This is a genomic window from Bermanella marisrubri, from assembly GCF_012295615.1.
GTDB classification, from domain to species: domain Bacteria; phylum Pseudomonadota; class Gammaproteobacteria; order Pseudomonadales; family Oceanobacteraceae; genus Bermanella; species Bermanella marisrubri.
In genome coordinates this window covers 2,365,555-2,384,867 of sequence record NZ_CP051183.1, presented here as the reverse complement: position 1 = coordinate 2,384,867, position 19,313 = coordinate 2,365,555, and the positions used below count along the sequence as shown (strand labels likewise).

Annotated in this window: 20 protein-coding genes; 12 read left to right on the top strand and 8 right to left on the bottom strand. The window is 43.9% G+C overall.

Annotated elements, in window-relative coordinates; translation table 11 throughout:
- Positions 1-132: 132 nt before the first annotated feature.
- Entirely contained in the window at positions 133-2,085 is a 1,953-nt protein-coding gene (locus tag HF888_RS11060) for an integrin alpha (protein WP_007017392.1), read from the top strand.
- Positions 2,086-2,150: 65 nt separating this feature from the next.
- Here HF888_RS11060 and HF888_RS11055 read toward each other — a convergent pair whose 3' ends face one another.
- Entirely contained in the window at positions 2,151-3,185 is a 1,035-nt protein-coding gene (locus HF888_RS11055; protein WP_007017391.1) for an SDR family oxidoreductase, read from the bottom strand.
- Between the two features lie 163 nt (positions 3,186-3,348).
- On the opposite strand from HF888_RS11055, the gene cmoA reads away from it, so the two are divergent.
- Both cmoA and cmoB read left to right on the top strand, forming a co-directional pair.
- Complete coding sequence (gene cmoA, locus HF888_RS11050; RefSeq protein WP_007017390.1) at positions 3,349-4,074, top strand: carboxy-S-adenosyl-L-methionine synthase CmoA; 726 nt, start codon at positions 3,349-3,351, stop codon at positions 4,072-4,074.
- A complete protein-coding gene (cmoB, locus tag HF888_RS11045; RefSeq protein ID WP_243469370.1) occupies positions 4,071-5,087 on the top strand; it encodes a tRNA 5-methoxyuridine(34)/uridine 5-oxyacetic acid(34) synthase CmoB in 1,017 nt (338 codons plus the stop codon). The genes cmoA and cmoB overlap by 4 nt, the downstream gene beginning before the upstream one ends.
- 32 nt (positions 5,088-5,119) lie before the next feature.
- Here the strand turns inward: cmoB and HF888_RS11040 are convergent, their stop codons facing one another.
- A complete protein-coding gene (locus HF888_RS11040) occupies positions 5,120-5,896 on the bottom strand; it encodes a methyltransferase domain-containing protein (protein ID WP_007017388.1) in 777 nt (258 codons plus the stop codon).
- A 92-nt stretch (positions 5,897-5,988) separates the two neighbouring features.
- Here HF888_RS11040 and HF888_RS11035 point away from each other — a divergent pair, with 92 nt between their 5' ends.
- The 4 genes from HF888_RS11035 (at position 5,989) to HF888_RS11020 (ending at position 9,834) form a co-directional block, all read left to right on the top strand.
- On the top strand, positions 5,989-6,633 hold the full coding sequence (locus tag HF888_RS11035) for a hypothetical protein (protein ID WP_007017387.1): 645 nt from the start codon (positions 5,989-5,991) through the stop codon (positions 6,631-6,633).
- 35 nt (positions 6,634-6,668) lie between these two features.
- The gene (locus tag HF888_RS11030) at positions 6,669-7,880 is read left to right on the top strand and encodes a pyridoxal-phosphate-dependent aminotransferase family protein (protein WP_007017386.1); all 1,212 of its coding nucleotides are present in this window, start codon (positions 6,669-6,671) and stop codon (positions 7,878-7,880) included.
- A 67-nt stretch (positions 7,881-7,947) separates the two neighbouring features.
- Positions 7,948-8,940: a GTP 3',8-cyclase MoaA gene (gene moaA, locus HF888_RS11025; protein ID WP_007017385.1), complete on the top strand. Its 993-nt coding sequence runs from the start codon at positions 7,948-7,950 to the stop codon at positions 8,938-8,940.
- 39 nt (positions 8,941-8,979) lie between these two features.
- The gene (locus HF888_RS11020) at positions 8,980-9,834 is read left to right on the top strand and encodes a 23S rRNA (adenine(2030)-N(6))-methyltransferase RlmJ (RefSeq protein ID WP_007017384.1); all 855 of its coding nucleotides are present in this window, start codon (positions 8,980-8,982) and stop codon (positions 9,832-9,834) included.
- Positions 9,835-9,843: 9 nt separating this feature from the next.
- Here HF888_RS11020 and HF888_RS11015 read toward each other — a convergent pair whose 3' ends face one another.
- The 3 genes from HF888_RS11015 to HF888_RS11005 all read right to left on the bottom strand — a co-directional run bounded on the left by HF888_RS11015 (position 9,844) and on the right by HF888_RS11005 (position 12,739).
- Positions 9,844-10,404 (bottom strand): MgtC/SapB family protein, encoded by a 561-nt coding sequence (locus tag HF888_RS11015; RefSeq protein ID WP_007017383.1) that lies wholly within the window; start codon positions 10,402-10,404, stop codon positions 9,844-9,846.
- Between the two features lie 71 nt (positions 10,405-10,475).
- Positions 10,476-11,480 (bottom strand): DUF6976 family protein, encoded by a 1,005-nt coding sequence (locus HF888_RS11010; protein WP_007017382.1) that lies wholly within the window; start codon positions 11,478-11,480, stop codon positions 10,476-10,478.
- A 38-nt stretch (positions 11,481-11,518) separates the two neighbouring features.
- Complete coding sequence (locus HF888_RS11005) at positions 11,519-12,739, bottom strand: hypothetical protein (protein ID WP_007017381.1); 1,221 nt, start codon at positions 12,737-12,739, stop codon at positions 11,519-11,521.
- Positions 12,740-12,902: 163 nt separating this feature from the next.
- On the opposite strand from HF888_RS11005, the gene HF888_RS11000 reads away from it, so the two are divergent.
- From HF888_RS11000 to efpL, 4 genes are all read left to right on the top strand, one after another.
- On the top strand, positions 12,903-14,711 hold the full coding sequence (locus HF888_RS11000; RefSeq protein WP_007017380.1) for an aldehyde dehydrogenase family protein: 1,809 nt from the start codon (positions 12,903-12,905) through the stop codon (positions 14,709-14,711).
- 128 nt (positions 14,712-14,839) lie between these two features.
- Complete coding sequence (locus HF888_RS10995; RefSeq protein ID WP_007017379.1) at positions 14,840-15,703, top strand: DUF6544 family protein; 864 nt, start codon at positions 14,840-14,842, stop codon at positions 15,701-15,703.
- Positions 15,704-15,796: 93 nt separating this feature from the next.
- Positions 15,797-16,012, top strand: a complete 216-nt coding sequence (locus tag HF888_RS10990; RefSeq protein ID WP_007017378.1) for a TIGR02450 family Trp-rich protein — start codon at positions 15,797-15,799, stop codon at positions 16,010-16,012.
- A 100-nt stretch (positions 16,013-16,112) separates the two neighbouring features.
- Positions 16,113-16,679 (top strand): elongation factor P-like protein EfpL, encoded by a 567-nt coding sequence (efpL, locus tag HF888_RS10985; RefSeq protein ID WP_007017377.1) that lies wholly within the window; start codon positions 16,113-16,115, stop codon positions 16,677-16,679.
- Between the two features lie 167 nt (positions 16,680-16,846).
- On the opposite strand, the gene HF888_RS10980 is transcribed toward efpL, so the two are convergent.
- Both HF888_RS10980 and HF888_RS10975 read right to left on the bottom strand, forming a co-directional pair.
- On the bottom strand, positions 16,847-17,158 hold the full coding sequence (locus tag HF888_RS10980) for an AzlD domain-containing protein (RefSeq protein WP_007017376.1): 312 nt from the start codon (positions 17,156-17,158) through the stop codon (positions 16,847-16,849).
- Positions 17,155-17,862: an AzlC family ABC transporter permease gene (locus HF888_RS10975; RefSeq protein ID WP_007017375.1), complete on the bottom strand. Its 708-nt coding sequence runs from the start codon at positions 17,860-17,862 to the stop codon at positions 17,155-17,157. The genes HF888_RS10980 and HF888_RS10975 overlap by 4 nt, the downstream gene beginning before the upstream one ends.
- 204 nt (positions 17,863-18,066) lie before the next feature.
- Between HF888_RS10975 and HF888_RS10970 the strand changes: the two genes are divergently transcribed.
- Positions 18,067-18,738 carry a tRNA-uridine aminocarboxypropyltransferase gene (locus HF888_RS10970; protein ID WP_007017374.1) on the top strand — a complete coding sequence of 224 codons (672 nt, stop codon included), beginning with the start codon at positions 18,067-18,069 and terminating at the stop codon, positions 18,736-18,738.
- Here the strand turns inward: HF888_RS10970 and HF888_RS10965 are convergent.
- Complete coding sequence (locus HF888_RS10965) at positions 18,722-19,300, bottom strand: TetR/AcrR family transcriptional regulator (RefSeq protein ID WP_007017373.1); 579 nt, start codon at positions 19,298-19,300, stop codon at positions 18,722-18,724. The two genes, HF888_RS10970 and HF888_RS10965, sit on opposite strands and share 17 nt — an antisense overlap.
- Positions 19,301-19,313: the final 13 nt, after the last annotated feature.

The following is a 19,313-nucleotide window of genomic DNA, read 5'->3' as shown; positions in this document are numbered from 1 at the left end:
CAAATCTCTCATTCTATTATCGAGCGATAGAACTCACCTCAGAACCCCAGTACAATCCGCCGCTAATATTTAATCACCAAGGAATGGTGGTCGCTATTGTCTCGCTATTCCCGCTACATTCAAGGATGAAGTATGAAACTCCAGACGTTACTGTTTTGCAGTGCCTTTCTTTTTTTAACTGCTTGTGGATCGTCCGACTCCAAACCTATCGATTCAGATGCTGATGGCATTCCCGATCAAACCGATAACTGCTTGAATATCGCAAACCCAGATCAATCAGATCTTGATGACAACGGTCAAGGTGATCTGTGCGATGACGATATGGACGGCGACGGAGTAAACAACGCTGAAGATGCGTTTCCAAAAGATGTAACCGAATCGGTAGACGTGGATGGCGACGGCATTGGCGATAATAAAGATCTTGATCTTCAAAGCTCAAATATCAATTCAATTAAAATGAGTCGGTTACTGGATAATCAAAGGGCAGTAAAAGTGACCGGTGGTTATCATGGAGATCTCCAAGGTGATTATATCTATCCGAATTTTGGCCAGAATGTAGAAAATGTGGGAGATGTAAATGGCGATGGATACGATGATTTTGTAATTGGCACAGAGCACGCTGACTTTTATTCGCCATCTGAGAAGAGTAGATTTTATCGTTTAGGTGGCATTGCTTATCTGATTTTTGGTAGTGCGGAAACATTGCCTACGTCAGTAGATCTTGATTCATTGGAAGGTATATCTCATGTCAAGCTACGGTTTTCCGATTCCGGTCGATCCTCAGGCTTCGGATCCGAGGTAGAGGCTTTGGGTGATATCAATAAAGATGGTTTGGACGATTTTTTCATTTCTATCGAGTCAGATTTTATTGAGGAGCATGTAGGTTCAGCATTTATCGTATTTGGGCGTAATAGTTGGATTCAAGAAGCTGATGAACAGGGAGTTATATCGAAACAAAAGCTTCAAGAGAATGCAGTTTCATACCAAGGTTTTCAGGGCAGCCATCAATTTGGCAGGGTAGTTCGCAATATCGGAGATGTTAATCATGACGGAATTGTTGATGTTGCTCTTGTAGGTGTTCAGGATCGTGTTTTTTCTATGTCTAATGCAGGCGAGCTTTACATCTTGTTTGGTAGTGATGAATGGAAGCCGGAAAATGCTGGCTCAGTGTATAATATTGCCGACCTGAATAACGACAACGGTTTAGTCATATCTAAAATCCATCACGCCGAAGAAGATGAAGTGAAGAAATATTTAGGTGTTGAAGTCGTGCACACTGGTGACTTCAATGATGATGGTATAGATGATTTTGCCTTTACTTATCGCAGCGGTCCAGAGGCCAATGAAGATGCTGGCGTATACGTGGTCTTTGGTAAAGAAAGTAACGAATGGGCAGATGTTTATACCGTTGATACTTTCGCCCAAACAGATTTCATGCGCATTGATGCATTGGAGCCAGATAGCACCAAACCTTATTGGGGTGGCTGGAAACATATGGGCCGCGAACTGGCGTCTGGAGATTTAAATGGCGACGGCAAACCCGATCTAGTGGTACCAACGATAGGTGACATTAGTGCAGAAGGGGAAGATCCTGCACATCCTGGTATCGTTTCGATTTATTGGGGTGATCGTGGGGATTGGCCTACGCCATTTGATCGCACAAAAATGACAGACTTCTTAGGGGTTAACTTAAAGGGCGCTGAAAATAATCTTGAATTTGGCGCAGGGGTTGAGGTGGTATCCGACTGGAACGGGGATGGTATCTCAGAGCTCATTGTTAGTGCTAATCGCATGGGGGAAACTCAAGAAGAACGCCAGAATGATGTGTATATCATTTATGGCAAAGAAAATTGGTCGGAGATGTCGATTGGTGCAGAAACTGCCAATGAAAATGTTTTAAGAATTCAGATGGACGGCACAGATAGCCGCGGCGTTCCATACCTTAATAATATCGGCGACATTAACAACGATGGCCTTGATGATTTTACCGTTGCTGATCCTGCAATGAGTTCAAATGGGCTCACTTATAATGGTGAGCTTTATATTATTTACGGCTTTAAAGAGCTTTATCCAAGTCAAAAATAAGCAAAACCTTGAGTGTTATTAAGCAGCTAAATATCATTTAAAACGGCTGAAAACAGAACTGGCTCTCAAGCAATATCCCGCGCATCATATTGCTTGTCAGTCATGTGCGCAGGATGCCGCACCGTTTGCTCTGATTGTTTTTGCTTCCACCATTGATAAGTGCTTTCAAGCATTTCAGGTAGGCTTAGGCTTACCTGATACTGCAATTCTCTCTTTGCTTTATCGCAATTCGCAGTTAAATCGGCACACAGTAAATGCGCTTCATGAAGGCTCATGATGGGTTGCTTACGCGTAATCATCGCTACAAGAGATAATGTTGCACCTATACATTTAAACCACCAAGCCGGTAATCGGCCTCGGGGCAATGGTGTATTTAAGCGTTGGCTCACCCAGCGACAAACTAAGTCGAAACTGCCGCTTGGGCCCGACAATATATAATTCTCACCACAGCGTCCGTAGATAAACGCTTGAACATGGGCTTTGGCCACATCTTCCACATACGAAAAACTTTTACTGCCAGGTGGAATACCAATCAGTGACCCGTTGTGAATTCGGTCAAATAGTTGAATCCAGTTGCGTTCGTCCAATGGACCAATGACCGAAGAGGGGTTAAGAATGACGGCATCAATGCCTTTGCGAATATATTCTCTTACCAGTTCTTCTGCTAAATACTTGCTGCGGTAATAGGCAACAGGGCTATCAATGGCACGTTTTTCACTATGCTCGTCTACTTCATCGTGATGAAAGCCATACACGGCAATGGTGCTGGTATAAATGACTCGGGCGGCGTTTTTACTCAAGGCGGCTTGTAGTACGTTGTGGGTGCCCATGACATTGGTTTGAAATTGTTGTTTGACCTGAGTGGCGCAGGTACGGGTATCGCAGGCAAGGTGATATACCGCATCAGGCTGATTTGGCATGGCCGCCAGTAAATGCTTGAGGCTACAGATGTTACCCTCCACCCAAGTGAGATCTGGGTGCTGTAAATGGTGACCTCTATGCTTGCGGGTAAGCGCGGTCACTTGCCATCCTTGTGTTAACAGACATTTGACTAGGTGTTGGCCGATGAAGCCAGATGCGCCAGTGATGAATGCATGCATGATTCCGTCCTCTGCTGCTAATATCTAGGCTACTGTGGTTACTAATGCATAACTAGGACCAATTGGGCCATAATCTTCTTGTAAATCCCGCTACAAGTGGGTGAAAAAAACACCTAATTTTAGTAGTATGCGCGCCTTTCCCGTACAGCGAAGATAGACACCCATGGCACGAGACAATATATACGCCAATCCCCACGATGCTGTGGATGCCTTTGCGTTTGATGAAGCGGTTACCCGTGTCTTCCCGGATATGATCAAGCGCAGTGTGCCCGGCTATAACCTGATTATTCCCATGATTGGTGTCATCACCGAACAGTATGCCCAAGCAAACAGCACCCTATATGATTTAGGTTGTTCCTTAGGGGCTTCTTTATTAGCTATGCGCCACGGTGTTAAACACGATGGCTGTAAAGTCGTGGGAATTGATAACTCGCAAGCCATGATTGAACGTTGTCGTAGCTATGTGGATATTGATAACGCTAAGGTGCCGGTTGAGTTGTACGAAGGGGATGTGACCGAGTTCGAATATCAAAATGCGTCTGTCATTACCCTTAACTTTACACTTCAGTTTATTGATCAGGATAAACGTCTGGATTTGATTCAATCCTTATATGATGCACTGTTGCCTGGCGGTGCTTTAATTTTGTCTGAAAAGATTTGCTTTGATAATGCAAAAGAGCAAGAGATTCAGCAGGAACTGCATTGGGATTTTAAACGCGCAAATGGTTACAGCGATTTAGAGATCAGTCAAAAACGAAGCGCACTTGAAAATGTGTTAGTGCCAGAATCGCAAACACAGCAAATTGAGCGTTTGAAAGGCGCTGGTTTCCGTGAAGCCTTCCAGTGGTATCAGTGTTTTAACTTTAGTTCTTTTATAGCGGTCAAATGATGCAAAACCTTGGTTACTTCCAACCTTTTTATCAAGATCTTATTGAATTCTTGCAAGAGCCGGATAATCGCTTTACTTCATGGGGCGAGAACATTGAGTCTGAATTAAAAGCAGAACTTATAGATCGTAGCCATGGCGATATGGCGCGTTGGCAGGTGGCTTTTGATGCATTGCCGAACATCACACCAAAGAACGCATACCTAAATCAAAGTGCAGTTGAGCTGCAGGGTGATATCGAGTCGCAAACCCATGTTGAATTAAAAGACGCGTTGAAAGGTTTAATGCCGTGGCGCAAAGGCCCCTTTCAGTTTTTTGATGTGCCCGTGGATACCGAATGGCGCAGTGATTGGAAGTGGGACCGCATTAAAGATCATATATCTCCACTAAAAAATAGAACGATTTTAGATGTGGGCTGCGGTAGTGGTTACCACATGTGGCGCATGTACGGTGAAGGGGCTGCTCGCGTTATCGGTGTGGACCCGAGCAAATTATTTCTTTGGCAGTTTGAAGCGGTGAAAAAATATGTCAAAGCCGCACAAGGTGTAGAGTCGTTACCTGTGCACTTTCTACCGTTTAAAATGGAAGACTTACCAAAGAACATGCGTCGTTTTGATACGGTGTTCAGCATGGGAGTTTTGTATCATCGTCGTTCTCCATTGGATCATTTAAGCGAATTAAAAAGCGCCTTACGGACTGGTGGCCAAGTGGTTTTAGAGACCCTAGTGATTGAAGGGGAAGAAGGCGAAGTTCTGATGCCAGAAGATCGCTATGCTATGATGCGCAACGTTTGGTTTTTACCTTCCGTACCGACGCTTATGTTATGGATGCGTCGCCTTGGTTTTAAAAATGTGCGCTTGGCGGAAAAAAATTACACCACTATGGAAGAACAAAGGTCAACCGATTGGATGGGGTTCAGTTCACTTAAAGATTTTCTTGATCCCAATGATCCAAGTAAAACCGTTGAAGGCTTACCCGCGCCACTTCGAGCAACAATTGTTGCGGAAGCGCCCTAATCAAAAAAACGTTTCCGGCTATCTCTTGCTGATTAGATTTTTCTAGCAACAATGTGTACGTAACGCCCCAAGTCTCGGTATGGGGCTTTTAAACCAATATCCGATTCCAGCTCTACAAACTCTTCTAGCGTTTTTCTTTTTCGCATTTCTACAAACATATGGTCATGTACGCAGCGAATGCCTCGATGCAGTTCAATACTGAATCCTAGTGATTCTATCTTTTCTACCACGTCAGCTGGGTTTAGCGGGTTTTGCGGCATCAGATTATTTTTATCATGATGGAAGTGTGTGTTTTGAGCTCGCTGCCAGGAACCATTCATGAGGTTGCGCCAGACAATGGCATGCAGGTTATAAAACATAAGGGATAATATGCCATCTGATTTGACCCAAAGAGCAAGTTGTTCAATCGCAGCAAAGGGTTCATGTAACCATTCTAATACTGCATGGTTGAGTACTAAGTCATATTGAGTTGGCAGCGCTCGTGTGTGTAGCTCTTCGTTCAATGATTGCAAGGGTGCTGTAATCATCTGGTGAGTCTGATTGTCTGGCGCTAGTTCGGCCAAGTTGGCTTGTGCCATGGCTAGCATTTCGTCACTGACGTCATTCAAAACGAGACTATGCCCATGCTGGGCAAGCATGCTCGAAAACTGACCTTGACCCGCGCCGCAATCGAGAATATTGAGCGCGTGTGTCTGTTCAATATAAGGAGACAAGTCTTTTTCTAATAAGGCCAGACGCATCTGGCCTTTGAGGGTTCCATAAATCTGGTTTTTAAAGCGATTAGATAAACCATTGAAGTTTCGATCCATTTACAGGCTCATGTCTCATGTTTTGTGGGATCTGCTTGTTTTACAAAGCGTTTTTGGTATGCTCTTCGAACGTTTACAGGGTAGTGATTATTATGCGATTTTCATCCGTTATTTCCACGTCTTTTTTATACTTGAGCGTTTTAGCAGCGCCAATGGCTCAGGCAAATTACGATACGCTTTTCATTGATGCAGCCAGTGGTGAAGCCATTGAACACTATCGCCTCGGTTATGGTGAAACCAGTCGTGGTGAAGTGGGCGACGTAGTAACCAGTATGCTGTATGTAGGCTACTACCGTAGTGATGATATAGCCAAGATCGAAGATACTAATATTGGCGAAACCGAAGTGGAGGTACTGTCTATTGGTAGTGGAGGTTTTGGCTACATTGAAGGTCATCATCAAAATGGCGGTGCGGAATTTGATTTCGAATTGAGCCAGACCAGAGTAGAAGCTTTAGACTACGATCGCACCGCAATTGGTTTCCGCACTCAGGTGTTTTTGCCTGTTGTTGCAGGTTTACAGTTAAATCTTGGTTTTAACTTGCGTCCATTTTTCTTGGCTTCCGATTGGGATGATCAAGCAGAACTGGAATACGAATATCAAGGCGGACTTGAATACGCGTTCAATCTTGATGCGGCTATTTACACCCATTACCGCACCATGAAAGTTATTGACGAGGATGAAAACGACGTGACCCTTGCAGAAGACGTGGTTTTAGGTCTTCGATTCCGTTTCTAAGATAAATATGAATTATTGAAAATGAGTGACCGCTAGTGACCCAATCTATCGCGCCTCCTGCCGATCTTCCTTTAGATAGTATTTTACCTGATGAGCCCTTGTTATTAATGGGGGCTGGTCCCGTACCTGTTTCGCAAAAGGTAGCCACCGCCAACACCGTGGTGATCAATCATCTTGGCGATACCATGAATCAAGTCATTGAGCGTGTTCGTTTGATGGCCCAGTACGTGTTTCAAACAGCAAGCCCGCATATATTAGGTGTGGCTGGCCCTGGTAGCGCGGCAATGGAAATGGCCATTACGAATTTGGTATGGCCAGGTAAAAAAGTTCTCTGTATCCAAAATGGTTTTTTTAGTGGTCGTTTAGCTGAGATGGCAACGCGCTGTGGTGGCGATGTTGACATCTTACGTTGCGAAGATGGCGAAGGCGTCAAGCTGGAACAAGTACAGCAAGCTTTAGCCGAGAAGCAATATGATGTGTTAACCCTAGTACAGGGCGAAACGTCTAATACGGTCTGTAATCACGAATTGGCAGACGTTTGCAAATACGCCCATGAGCAAGGCTTATTCACTATAGTGGATGCCGTCTGCACGCTTAGTACCATGCCTTTGGAGATGGATGCATGGCACGTGGATGTGGTCATCACGGGTGGACAAAAAGGTTTGGCATCCATTCCTGGCGTGTCCCTTATCGCTTTTAGTGAGCGCGTTTGGCCTTACATGATGGATCGTGATGTGAACATGCCCCATTGGTGTTTCGATGTGCGTTTAGCGAAACAATTCTGGGAAGAGAAGGGGTATCACTATACCGCTCCTGTTAGCGGTATTCTGGCCTTGCATGAAGCGCTTCGACAAGTGTGTTTAGAGACATTGGATCGCCGATTTAATAGACACAGATTGTGTAGTCAGGCGTTACAGCAAGCCATTGAGGCAATGGGTTTAAGTTTGTATGTGGAACCTCATAGCCGCTTAAATAGCGTTGTTGGTATTAACTTGCCTGACGGTGTGGAAGGTAAGCAACTGTTGAATACCATGTCGCAGCTTTACAAAGTGGAGATTTCGGGCTCGTTTGGTTTACCCATTGTACGCATTGGGCAAATGGGCGAGCAAAGCCGTGCTCATAACTTGTTCCGAACGCTGCACGCATTGGGAATGAGCATGAAGTCTTGCGGCGGCAATGTGGATCTTCCGGCCGCCATGGCTGCACTGGAGCGTGGATTAGATCGTTCCTCCGCACTAACGGCTTAGTCACAGCGCCCAAAACTTGCTAGTATGACTCTGTTGTTCATCAAGCAGTTGGGGGTTGTGTCCTTTCATGGCCGCACTCACGGATACATTTAAGCGCACGATTAATTACGTACGAATCTCGGTTACCGATCGCTGCGACTTTCGCTGTGTGTATTGCATGGCGGAGGATATGACCTTTATACCGCGTAAAGATGTACTGTCTTTCGAGCAAATCGAACTCATCAGTCAAGCCTTTGTCGAGTTAGGGGTGACCAGTATCCGCCTAACGGGCGGTGAGCCTCTTATTCGCAAGAACATTGTGGATTTAGTGGCTAAGCTCAATCAGCTTGATGGCCTGAATGAAATCACCATGACCACTAATGGAAGTCAATTGCCGCAGTTAGCTCATGGCTTAAAGCAAGCAGGGTTGTCGCGGCTCAATATCAGTTTGGATTCACTGAAACCTGAGCGCTTCAAAGAGTTGACGCGCACTGGCGATTTGCAGAATGTGCTGGTTGGCATCGAGGCGGCCAAGCAGGCGGGCTTTGATCGTATTAAATTGAATGCGGTTATATTACGCGGTCGCAACGACGATGAAATTTTAGATTTGGTTAAATTTGTCCGTGATCAGGGCATTGATATTTCCTTTATTGAAGAAATGCCGCTAGGTCATATTGTTGAACATGATCGTAGTTTGGCATTCATGAGCAGTGATGACGTTCGTGAAACCATCGCACAGTCTTACAACATTGAACCTAGCGAGCACACCAGCTCGGGTCCTAGTCGTTATTGGCAGTTTCAAAGTCACTCTAATAGTCGCTTAGGCTTTATCAGTCCTCATAGTCACAATTTTTGTCATGAGTGTAATCGGGTTCGTGTAACCGCTACTGGTAAATTATTGTTATGTTTGGGTAACGAGCACAGCGTCGATCTAAAACAGATTATGGAGCAATCTGAGCAACCATTATTAGCGGTTAAGCAAGCCATTTCTGATGCCATGCATATCAAGCCGGAGCGGCATCACTTTGATTTAGAAGATGATGTTCAGATTGTTCGCTTCATGAATGCGACTGGCGGCTAGTGACGTTCATATTGTTATTTTTATTGTTAAGGGTTTCCCATGTTAAGTTATCGCCATGCATTTCATGCTGGTAATCATGCTGATGTTCTAAAGCACAGCGTTTTGGTGGCTATTGCAAAGTATTTTCATAAAAAGCAGTCTGCCTACACTTATATAGACACACATAGTGGCGCTGGCGTTTACAAGCTGAGTGACGATTTGGCCAATAAAACTCAGGAGTATAAAACGGGTATCGCTCGCTTGTATCCAAATAGTGATTTGGCTTTGATCTCTCCTTATCTTGAACAAGTGCGAGTCTTAAATGCGGCACAAGGAGAAGAGAAGAACTTACAGTTTTATCCAGGTAGTCCTTGGTTTATGACTGAGTTATTGCGCGAGCAAGACCAGGCCCATTTGTTTGAGTTGCATCCGCAAGATCATGCCTTGCTTGAGCAAAACATGAACACAGGTAAACAGCTGAAAGTGCACATGGAAGATGGATTTTCTGGGATCAAAGCGGTTTTACCACCGCAAACTAAACGCGCATTTATCGTCATTGATCCGCCTTATGAACAGGCTAACGAATATAAAAAGGTTGTTAATGCCATAGAGCAAGGCATTAAGCGTTTTGCTGTGGGTGTATTTGCAGTTTGGTATCCGTTGTTGAATCGCAATGATAAGCAAGGCATGAGCGAGACCATGGTTGATGAGCTTGCGAAGACTGACATAACAAAGTACTTAGATGTGCGCTTATGGACCAGCAAGCAAACTCAGGGCATGTATGGCAGTGGTTTGTTTATCGTAAATCCGCCTTATATTTTGCAAGACCTTCTAAATCAAGAATTGCCAAAATTATTGGAAGTATTAGGTTTAGATGAGACTGCGGGCTTCTCAGTCGACTACGTTGAGAAGTAAACGTCGTTATTAAGAGGTTTTGTCATCAGGACTCAAATTAGAGGATGTGGAATCGGTATTTTGCTGGTCAATATCTTCTTTTTTGGGTTTGGTATTGCTCCAATGCTTCATGCGTTTTCGAACGCGTTTCCCTAGGTACTGGCTGTATTCCTCAAACGTATCTACACCAAACAAAATGACGACGACAATAACAGAAAGTTTCAATGCACTTCCATGTTGTCCAATACCAATAATGACACCAATGGCAGCAAGTGCCCAAATAGTAGCGGCTGTGGTTACGCCATAAACGCTGCGTCCTTTACTGAGCATAACGCCAGCACCTAAAAAGCCAATCCCTGTGATGACTTGTCCGATAATTCGGCTAGGGTCTGTCATGGTTGCATGTTGAGAAACATAGGTAGAACTTGCGATAAAGACATAAGTCCCGAGGATAATCAGGGCTGAGGTGCGTATGCCCACAGGTCGGCCTTTAACTTGACGTTCTAAGCCTATGATGGTGCCGCAAGCGAGGGCGGTAACAATTGCTTGCCAGTCGAACGGGGTGATTTCCAAAAACCAATGTGCATCCATACTTTAAATATAGTGTATGAATGCGCACTGGTGGAAAGTTTTTTACAACTTCATTATTAGCGAGTTGTTGATTACTGGTTATCGAGCGTCATATAAACCAGTGTCTGGTTTAACAACTGATAGGCCACTTCACCAAATGTAATTGGACCAATCAAGTTCGAAGTTTGCTTTCCTTCTAGCTCAGAGTACAAGAAGTTAAGAATACAGTTACAGCTAAAGGCAGTGTTCTTAGTATCCTGTGTTTCTAGTGCTTGGTTAAAGCTTTGTACGTAATCCGCTACGGGTGTTGCGAACTGGTATTCAACATCGGCAAATACAGGTGCGTATAAATCGATGTTATCAGCATTGACGCTTTGAATACTCACGTTCACATTGATACCGTTGTAGTCCGCCACCAATGGTAAGCGCGTATCAATATTGTTGTCTTTAACATATTGAGTTAGGGAGCTTGGTTGTCCATCAATGGTGCAAGCATCTACATTAAAGCCAGTTTGGTCGAAGCGGATCTTCGCACCCTTGCCTTGTTCAAATAGATTAATGGTTTGTACATTGGCCACTTGATTTTCAGGCAAGGCCACGTGCATGGCGATAGCTTTGTCATCCATCATCATTGCACCTGGGCCAAATACAGTTTGTGCTTTGCTATTTTCGACATCATCCAAGTGCATGCCGGAGATCCAACCTACAATGGGAGTAAAGAACATATTGTCGTAGCCAGGAGCATTTTTTGCGTAGTCGGCATGAACATCCGTTCCCGCTGGCAAAATCACAATAGTGAAACCGTTGTCTGGTGCGTCTTGCGCAATACGATTAATCGATTTTACATCGTATGGCGTAATGCGAGGTTGAGCGTTACCTTGAATACCTTCTACGGTTTGAATGAAAACCTGTTCCTTACTAACGGTTCCGCCTTGCTCGCCCATAAAATAGGGGATACTACCACCGATCCAGTTGCCGCTCGGTAGTTGCGTTAAAACAGACTCATCGGCCGCGATAACTAGAAACTCCCCAGCCTCAATCTTTTCTACTGCAGTATCTAGGTCGGTTAATTGACTTGAAATAGAGATGTTACCCATAAATATCGTTGAAACTCTTATACGTTGTAAATAAAAAGCTAAACAGCAGCTGTTATATGTTGCTCAAGTTGACGTAGTTCATTGTCCATGGAGCGTTTATTGCGATTAAAGTAATCACATATTAAAGCAGATGCTTCGTGCTGGTCTTCTAATGCTCGTGCTTTTACGAGTAAAAGCTTCAACGCCATTTTATCAGACTCAATATAGGTACGACCCGCTAAAATATCGCTCCATAGTTGATGACCCGGCGCAGGCAGATCAACCTTTTCAGGTTGTTCATTCATTTGCTTAACCATGCGTGAGATCGACATCAACTCGTTACGTAGATTATTTTTATTCTTTTTCAGATATGACAAAAGTTCTCGTGCAACTTGCATTTGCTCTTGTCCATCGTTTGCCTTTTTATAAAGCGTTTTTAATTGGGTTATGAATAAGTTTAACCCCATATTTTTAGAAAGAAGGTCTACTTCTCCCTGCAAAATGCTGTGCCAAATAGGGTGATCTACAGTCAGTGTTACGCGCTTTTTGGTGCCTTCGCTTTGCTCCGAAGATTCTGTTTGTTTCTCGCTAGGAGTCGTGTTTAACACGCCAATTTGCGCATATTCACTTTTAAGTTGACGAGCATTTTTGATGAAGAACTGACGTAACGTCGCCACTGCATTTTGCATAACGCTCGGATCGTCCTTTGCGTTCATGCAATTCAGCTCAAGCTTAGACAATAAAAATCGTAATGGTGCCAGTTGAGTTTTAAACGGAATCTCATGGCGAATAATACTTTTCCAGATGGGATCTGTTTCCAGTGGCAAAGTGGTATTCGCTTGTTGTTCTTGTTCTTGGTTTTCGCTGTCCGCCAGAATTTGATTAATGATGCTGCGATCTACTTCCAATAGCTTTTGAATACCATCGGTTTTTAGGTTGTTATTCGCCGCTAATACAACCATTTGCTGTAAATGGTAGGTGTATTGGCTGTCTTCTGGGCCAATGAACGCTGGTGGATTGATGGTGCGATGTTTACTAAAAGTATGGGGCGTTGCATAAAGCGTGATGACGGTGGAGAAACGTCCGAGTTTCGTATGGTGCCATTGCACACGTTTTGTTTTTGGCCTATTGGCCTGGAAAATGCGTCTCGTTTGTTTGAGTTGTTCTTCTATTTCGACTTCCAGCAGTTCTTTCTCTGGGTCGATATGTAACTCCTTAATTTGGAATGGAGGATAAATCCCAAGGATTTGCTCCACCTCCCTTCGATATAGTCGGTCCATCCGCTTTCCCCTTAAAACGTCTATCAATAGTGAGAATATTTCTTATTTGATATATTTTTATTTTATGAGAAGTGATTCTAGTCTAATGATTTGTTCTTACAAGTCTTTTATGCTTAGATTGAGTAGACAGTTCACGCTATTTCAATGACAAGGATGATTTATCATGGCCACAGCTGAAAAACGCACTAATACCAGTCATAAAATGCCACATGCGCACGATATGAGCGCGATATTGGGCGAAGACTTTTCTTCTTACCCAACCATTCAAATTGAAGCCGGTCAGACGCTGATTGCTCAGGGAACAGTAACGACTACATGCTACATCCTTGTATCAGGTCAAATTGCTGCTCAAATCGAAGATACTCAGTTAGAAAGGCAGGCAGTATTACCGTGGCGGTATACAACGGGTGATATTTTGGCCGCCCGGGAACTCTTTTCAGGAAAAAAGCTGAGTTTAAATTTGATTGCATTAGAGGACACTCATGCATTTGTGTTAGACCGTGAGGCGTTATTAGGGTTAATTACCCAAAATGCGCAAGTAGCAGAACAGGTCATACTCAATCTCACCCAGCCACAAGAATTGATGCAGCAGCCACTTATCGATAGCGCAATGGCAAACTCGCCGATTAAAGAAGTGGATTTCATGATCAGTAAAGCTAAGCAGGCCTATTTGGATATTCAGCCTTTATTGGAAAGCCGTATAGATGAAGCCATTGAAGCGCTGGCTCAAGTGATTGCCGATGATGCTGAAATCTATGCAAAAGAGACCGTTGCAGAATCAGGGATGGGCGTGGCGGAACATAAGATTGAGAAAATTAAATTAGGCACATTGGCAGTCGCTCATGATCTGATCGGCAAGCCTGGTGTTGGCAGTATCATTGAAGAACATGATGGTATTAAAGGAATCGCACAAAGCATGGGTATCGTTTTTGCCATGATTCCAGTTACCAATCCTGTAGAAACCCTAGTATTTAAAAGTTTGATCGCTTTAAAATCTCGAAACGCGGTTATCATCAGTAGCCACCGCCGAGCTAAAAACGTGGGCTTGAAAGCAGTTAAAGCCATGCAGGCAAAGCTCAAAGAGCTAGGTTTACCGGTTGATCTTATTCAAACTTCGCAAATGCCATCAAGCCGAGAGTTAACTCAAGGCTTTATGAAGCATCCCGATTTAAACTTTATTCTGGCAACCGGCGGCCCATCGATGGTGGCTTCCGCTTATCAGTCGGGTACGCCGGCAATCGGTGTGGGTAAAGGTAATGCGCCGGTTTGGATAGAAGAATCTTGCGATGTTGAAAAAGCAGCGAAGGATGTCGTGTTCAGTAAGAGCTTTGATAACGGTGTAGTTTGCGGTTCAGAAAACAATCTACTGGTGGATGACGCTATTTACGATCAGTTCGTTGGATATGCGATTGACGCGGGTGCTGCTGTCTTAAATCACTTTGAGTTGCATGCCATTATGGAATCATTATTCGCCCATGGCTCGCTCAATAGGGATTACATTGGCAAAAGTGCTCAAGAGGTATGTGATGGACTTGGTATTAAGCGCGATTATCCGATCAAATTGATCATTGCTGAAATGTCTATTGTCGATTCTGACGATTCGATTCAACACCCTTTGATGAAAGAAAAGTTATTGCCGCTCGTTTCTCTCACTCGCATTCTTGATCAAGAGCAAGCCTTGCGAACAGCAGCGGGTATTTTGAATAATGAAGGGGCTGGGCATACTGCAGTTATGCATAGTAATAGCGAAGAAGCCATTCAGGAATATGCACGAATAGTGGATGTAAGCCGTATCCTGATCAATACGCCTGCAACATTAGGATGTATCGGTGCAAACAATAACTTGCAGTTGTCATGGACCTTAGGCTGCGGCACTCAGGGTTGTGGGTCGACTAGTGATAACGTTAGCTACCGTCATTTGTTGAATATTAAACGTATTGCCTATCCGTTACCTGCCGATCAACAGTCCTAAGCATAATCATAGACACCGCACTGATTACCCCATTAGTGCGGTGTTTACTTTCTATATGGATATCACTTTGCCAAACGAAGCTAGATCCGCATAATAGATAAAATTCTCAGGTTTAGGTTTGTTTACAAATGAAGTACGTATTGATTGTTCCTGCCATTATTACGCTTGTCGCTTTGGTGGTTGTTTTCTTTGGTCAGAAGGTACAAGAAGACGATATACAAGAAGCGAAATTCAATCTCGTTCAGGAATCAAAGCAAGCTTCCAATGTTGATAGTGTTTATCTGCAAGACTTAGCTAACTTGCCTGATCCTGTGCAGGATTATTTGGCGTACGCGCTTAACGGCCAGAGTAAAGGGATTCAAGTGGCGGCCTTTCAACAAGATGGCCAGCTCCGGACAGATTTAAAAACTAATTCGTGGATTCCTTTCAAGGCACAACACATTGCCATTGCCAATACTCCTGGATTCATATGGGATGCTCGAGTACAAATGCCATTTGGTCTACATGTGAACGTTGTTGACTCATTTGCCAATAACGAAGGGGAGGCAGAGATTAATCTAATGTCGGCTATTCCATTTGGTGGAGATAGCAATAGCAAAGAACTTACCTCGGGCGCTTTACATCGCTATTTAGCCGAAGCAGTTTGGTACCCGACGGCGCTCGTTCCAAATCCTGAAGCGTCCTACCAACTCTCGTGGCAAGCCATGGATGAGCGATCTGCACTTGCTACCCTATCGGTGAATGACGTAACCGTCTCTTTAGAATTTCATTTTAATGAGCAACATCAAGTAGAGCGTATTTATACACCTGAGCGCTTCGCTAAAACCGAGACGGGTTATATGTTGCGTCCATGGGAGGGCAGTTTTTCAGATTATCAAGAAGTTGAAGGCTTACGTGTGCCAAGCAAGGGCCAGGTAGGCTGGTACATGAGTGATATGTATTTGCCCGTATGGAAGGGTGAAATCACGGACTTTGAATATCGTTTTAATTAACCACGGTTTGCCTCGTTCAGAAAACCAATGAACGATAAAAGGAGTATTACTACTCACAGTAATACTCCTTTTTTATTGGGATAGAAATGGCTAATGAATCAGATTAATCCTAGAAAGTTGTTACATAGTAAGTGGACCGCTGCTCAGCCGCAAAATAAAGAAAAGCACTTCATCATTACAGAGATAGAGTTCGATGAAGACGGTGTCGTAGAACACTGTCTAATTGAAGCAGTTCATAGCGGCAACGAATACGCTATAAACTGGCGAGATCTAAAGGATAGTCAGCAATGGCGCCAAGGCTGGAAGTAATGGTATTGACTGTAGGTTATTAATAGCAGTTGAATAAGCCTGATTTTGGTGTAATCTTTGGCTCGTTTTTGATCGACAGTAAAGTAAAAGAGATTGAGTTATGCCAAAGGCCAGTGATATTAAAAAGAATGCTGCAGTTGAATACAATGGTAGTGTTTATATCGTTAAAGACATTGAGCGTTCGGTTCCACAGGGCCGTGCAGGTGGTTCTATCTATCGTATGCGCATGTACGATGTTGTAACGGGTCATAAAGTGGATGAATCCTTTAAAGACAGTGAAATGCTGAATCTTGCGGATTTGATTCGACGTAATGCCACGTTCTCGTATGAAGATGGTGATGAGATGGTATTCATGGACAGCGAAGACTTCACCATGTACAACATCAATAAAGAAGCTATCTCTGAAGAGATTCAGTTCATTACCGAAGATATTCAGGGTTTGTACGTGGTGGTTTTGAACGACGCTCCTGTTACCGTTGAACTACCCTCTACAGTTGAGCTAGAAATCACTGAAACTGACCCTTCCATTAAAGGTGCATCGGCAACGTCGCGCACAAAGCCTGCGACAATGTCCACTGGTCTAGTGATTCAAGTTCCAGAACATATTTCGACTGGTGATCGAGTAAAGATCAATGTAGAAGAAAAGAAATTCATGGGACGTGCTTAGGTCGTTTTTAGTGTATCGTCATTCTCCGGCTCCGCGAAGCGATAGACCGGAGAATCCATCATTCATGACTCAGCATTCGCAGTTCAACACTAATTAAATGGATCCTCAATCGAGTTGAGGATGACGGGTAGTGTAATTCGGGTATCACCATTCCACTCAACACTCATTCACAAAAGCGTATTCAAAACCAAAAATACGGCCATACTCAAAACCGTCGTCAGCAATACATTTCCTGTTTTCCAAATCAGCAATACTGCAAACAGTGCTGCCATGAAATAGGCATTGTGCCAAGTCATGTCTATTTGTTTATCGTGAACAAATACAATGGGTCCCCATATAGCGGTTAAAATAGCTGGGCTTGAATAGTTTAAAAACCTAACCGCCTTTTGGTTTAGGCGTAGAGGCAATTTAGGCTCTAAAAAGACGTAACGACTAAAAAATACAATGGCAGTCATGCCGGCAATAGCAGCCCACATCATGAGGATTCTCCCTCATTACGCTTCTTGAAATAGGTTTCACAGACATATCCTGTTGCCATTCCGCTAACAGAGGCGATGATCAAAGCGCCTTCGATATTAAAACGCGTTAGCAATACGGATAAAACCAGTGAAACGAACACCGTGGCGGCAACGGGAATGTTTTTTATAAGGGGGAAAACGATGGCGATAAAGGTGGCCGCCACAGCAAACTCTAACCCATAGTCGGTTAGGTTTGGAATATAGCTGCCTAAAATAATGCCAATGAAACTTACAATGTTCCAAGCAAAATAGAATCCACCGGCTACACCAATGGCAAACCAGCGATTAAAATGCTCTTTTGATTGTGTTCCGCAGATGGCAAACAATTCGTCCGTCAGCCAGTGACCAAATAATAAACGCCATTTCAGCGGCATTGGTGCAATACGGTCTCGCATAGTGAGGCCATAAAGAAAGTGTCTCGACGTGATAAAAAACGTGGTCAGTAAAAGGGTGCCTAAACCGACCCCTGAATTGATCATTCCCAGTGCCACCAGCTGTGCAGACCCAGCATAGACGATGGCTGACATGGCCTGTGCTTCTAACATGGTCATGCCGACTTCAATGGCATAGGAGCCGGCTAATATTCCCCATGGGATTACCGCCACACAAAGAGGGCTAACGGCTATGACCCCTTTGATTAATTGCTGGCGAGCATGTTGATTCATCAAATGTCCTTTAGACCTAGTCTGAAAAAGCCCTGTAGAGTAAAACAAATAGGAATAAAAAACTTGAGTTTTTGGTCAATTATTTTGCAACTCAGTATTTCAAATTTGCTAGTATCACGCAGCGGTCGCATGCATTGCTTGCGATGAGCTTTTAATCTTCAGTAAACTTGCATGTTTAAAATGAGCGTCAGGTAATTAAGTAGTATGGCCTTTCAGCCTGCCAGTAATGGTTATTCCGCAAAAGGCGGTAAGATAATTCGATGTACTCGCTGTATGATGGCGGCAGATTATTGTATTTGTGGCTGTGCAGAGCCAGAGTATTTGCAAGGTGAACACGAAGTGTCTTTTTGTTTGCTAATGCACACAGATGAGCAATATAAACCTACTAATACAGGGCGCTTAATCGAGGATATATTGCCCAAGCATTGTTACCGGTTTTATTGGCATCGTACCGAGCCTGATCCTGAATTTATTGCATTGATAGAGCGTCCAGACATTCAGCCATATATTATATTTCCTGGCGATCGCGGTGGATATGATCATCGAGTGGTACAGAAAGCGGATTTTTCTGTGGGGATAAAGCCATTATTTATCATTCTAGATGGCAGCTGGCGTCAAGCTGGGCGCATGTTTCGTTTGAGCAAATATTTACAAGATCTACCCGTATTGCCATTGCAGACACAGCGCAATAGTCAGTATCAGTTGCGTAAGGCGCCGGATGATTTTCACTTATGTACCGCAGAAGTGGCCATCGAACTGTTAAAGCAACATCATCAAGAAGCCGCGGGTAAAAAGTTGGACGACTACTTTAAGCATTTTAATCACATGTATGCTCGCTCAAGACGGGAACCTGTGAACACTAACGGGCCTGAGTAGCCAGTTCATAGATTTTTAAGATGTTATCACAGGCCGCTTTCACTTCTTGGTTCGCCATGTGGCCACGCACGCCGTCTAAACATGCCACCAAAATGTCAGACAGTTGATTACTTGTTATGCCAAGTTTACTTAGCTGTATTTCATTGCGCTGTATGCCACGATTGAGCAGTTGAGCGCACATATTACTCACTGACTTGCGAGCCTCATCAAAGATGTCTTTGGCGATGGTTTGCGCATGGTATTTCAAATCTCCCATGACTTGCTCATCGCTGACTTCTTCAAAAGTGGGTGTCATCCAAATCAGCATGACTTGGCGTATGCTCTGCCAGCAGTCAAATTCATGTTCTTCGAGTACAAGTTGGCTAGCTTGTGTGGCGTTTATTTGGAAGTCTTGGCAAACCTGACGGAATGCGTCGTCTTTATTGTGTAGATATTTGTGTACAGTAACTCGGCTATAACCCGTGTATTGGCTGATCAGGGTCATGTTGCTTGCGCTATAACCATGCTGGAAAAAGCATTGTCGAGCGCCGAGCAGTACAGCTTGCTTTGTTGATTTTTCCATGACTCTCAGCCAT

What these genes read in the sequence shown, in the direction of transcription:
- HF888_RS11060 (WP_007017392.1), top strand. Translation starts at nt 133, where the DNA reads ATGAAACTCCAGACGTTACTGTTTTGCAGTGCCTTTCTTTTTTTAACT.
- HF888_RS11055 (WP_007017391.1), bottom strand. Translation starts at nt 3,185, where the DNA reads ATGCATGCATTCATCACTGGCGCATCTGGCTTCATCGGCCAACACCTA.
- cmoA (WP_007017390.1), top strand. Translation starts at nt 3,349, where the DNA reads ATGGCACGAGACAATATATACGCCAATCCCCACGATGCTGTGGATGCC.
- cmoB (WP_243469370.1), top strand. Translation starts at nt 4,071, where the DNA reads ATGATGCAAAACCTTGGTTACTTCCAACCTTTTTATCAAGATCTTATT.
- HF888_RS11040 (WP_007017388.1), bottom strand. Translation starts at nt 5,896, where the DNA reads ATGGATCGAAACTTCAATGGTTTATCTAATCGCTTTAAAAACCAGATT.
- HF888_RS11035 (WP_007017387.1), top strand. Translation starts at nt 5,989, where the DNA reads ATGCGATTTTCATCCGTTATTTCCACGTCTTTTTTATACTTGAGCGTT.
- moaA (WP_007017385.1), top strand. Translation starts at nt 7,948, where the DNA reads ATGGCCGCACTCACGGATACATTTAAGCGCACGATTAATTACGTACGA.
- HF888_RS11020 (WP_007017384.1), top strand. Translation starts at nt 8,980, where the DNA reads ATGTTAAGTTATCGCCATGCATTTCATGCTGGTAATCATGCTGATGTT.
- HF888_RS11015 (WP_007017383.1), bottom strand. Translation starts at nt 10,404, where the DNA reads ATGGATGCACATTGGTTTTTGGAAATCACCCCGTTCGACTGGCAAGCA.
- HF888_RS11010 (WP_007017382.1), bottom strand. Translation starts at nt 11,480, where the DNA reads ATGGGTAACATCTCTATTTCAAGTCAATTAACCGACCTAGATACTGCA.
- HF888_RS11005 (WP_007017381.1), bottom strand. Translation starts at nt 12,739, where the DNA reads ATGGACCGACTATATCGAAGGGAGGTGGAGCAAATCCTTGGGATTTAT.
- HF888_RS11000 (WP_007017380.1), top strand. Translation starts at nt 12,903, where the DNA reads ATGGCCACAGCTGAAAAACGCACTAATACCAGTCATAAAATGCCACAT.
- HF888_RS10995 (WP_007017379.1), top strand. Translation starts at nt 14,840, where the DNA reads ATGAAGTACGTATTGATTGTTCCTGCCATTATTACGCTTGTCGCTTTG.
- HF888_RS10990 (WP_007017378.1), top strand. Translation starts at nt 15,797, where the DNA reads ATGAATCAGATTAATCCTAGAAAGTTGTTACATAGTAAGTGGACCGCT.
- efpL (WP_007017377.1), top strand. Translation starts at nt 16,113, where the DNA reads ATGCCAAAGGCCAGTGATATTAAAAAGAATGCTGCAGTTGAATACAAT.
- HF888_RS10980 (WP_007017376.1), bottom strand. Translation starts at nt 17,158, where the DNA reads ATGATGTGGGCTGCTATTGCCGGCATGACTGCCATTGTATTTTTTAGT.
- HF888_RS10975 (WP_007017375.1), bottom strand. Translation starts at nt 17,862, where the DNA reads ATGAATCAACATGCTCGCCAGCAATTAATCAAAGGGGTCATAGCCGTT.
- HF888_RS10970 (WP_007017374.1), top strand. Translation starts at nt 18,067, where the DNA reads ATGGCCTTTCAGCCTGCCAGTAATGGTTATTCCGCAAAAGGCGGTAAG.
- HF888_RS10965 (WP_007017373.1), bottom strand. Translation starts at nt 19,300, where the DNA reads ATGGAAAAATCAACAAAGCAAGCTGTACTGCTCGGCGCTCGACAATGC.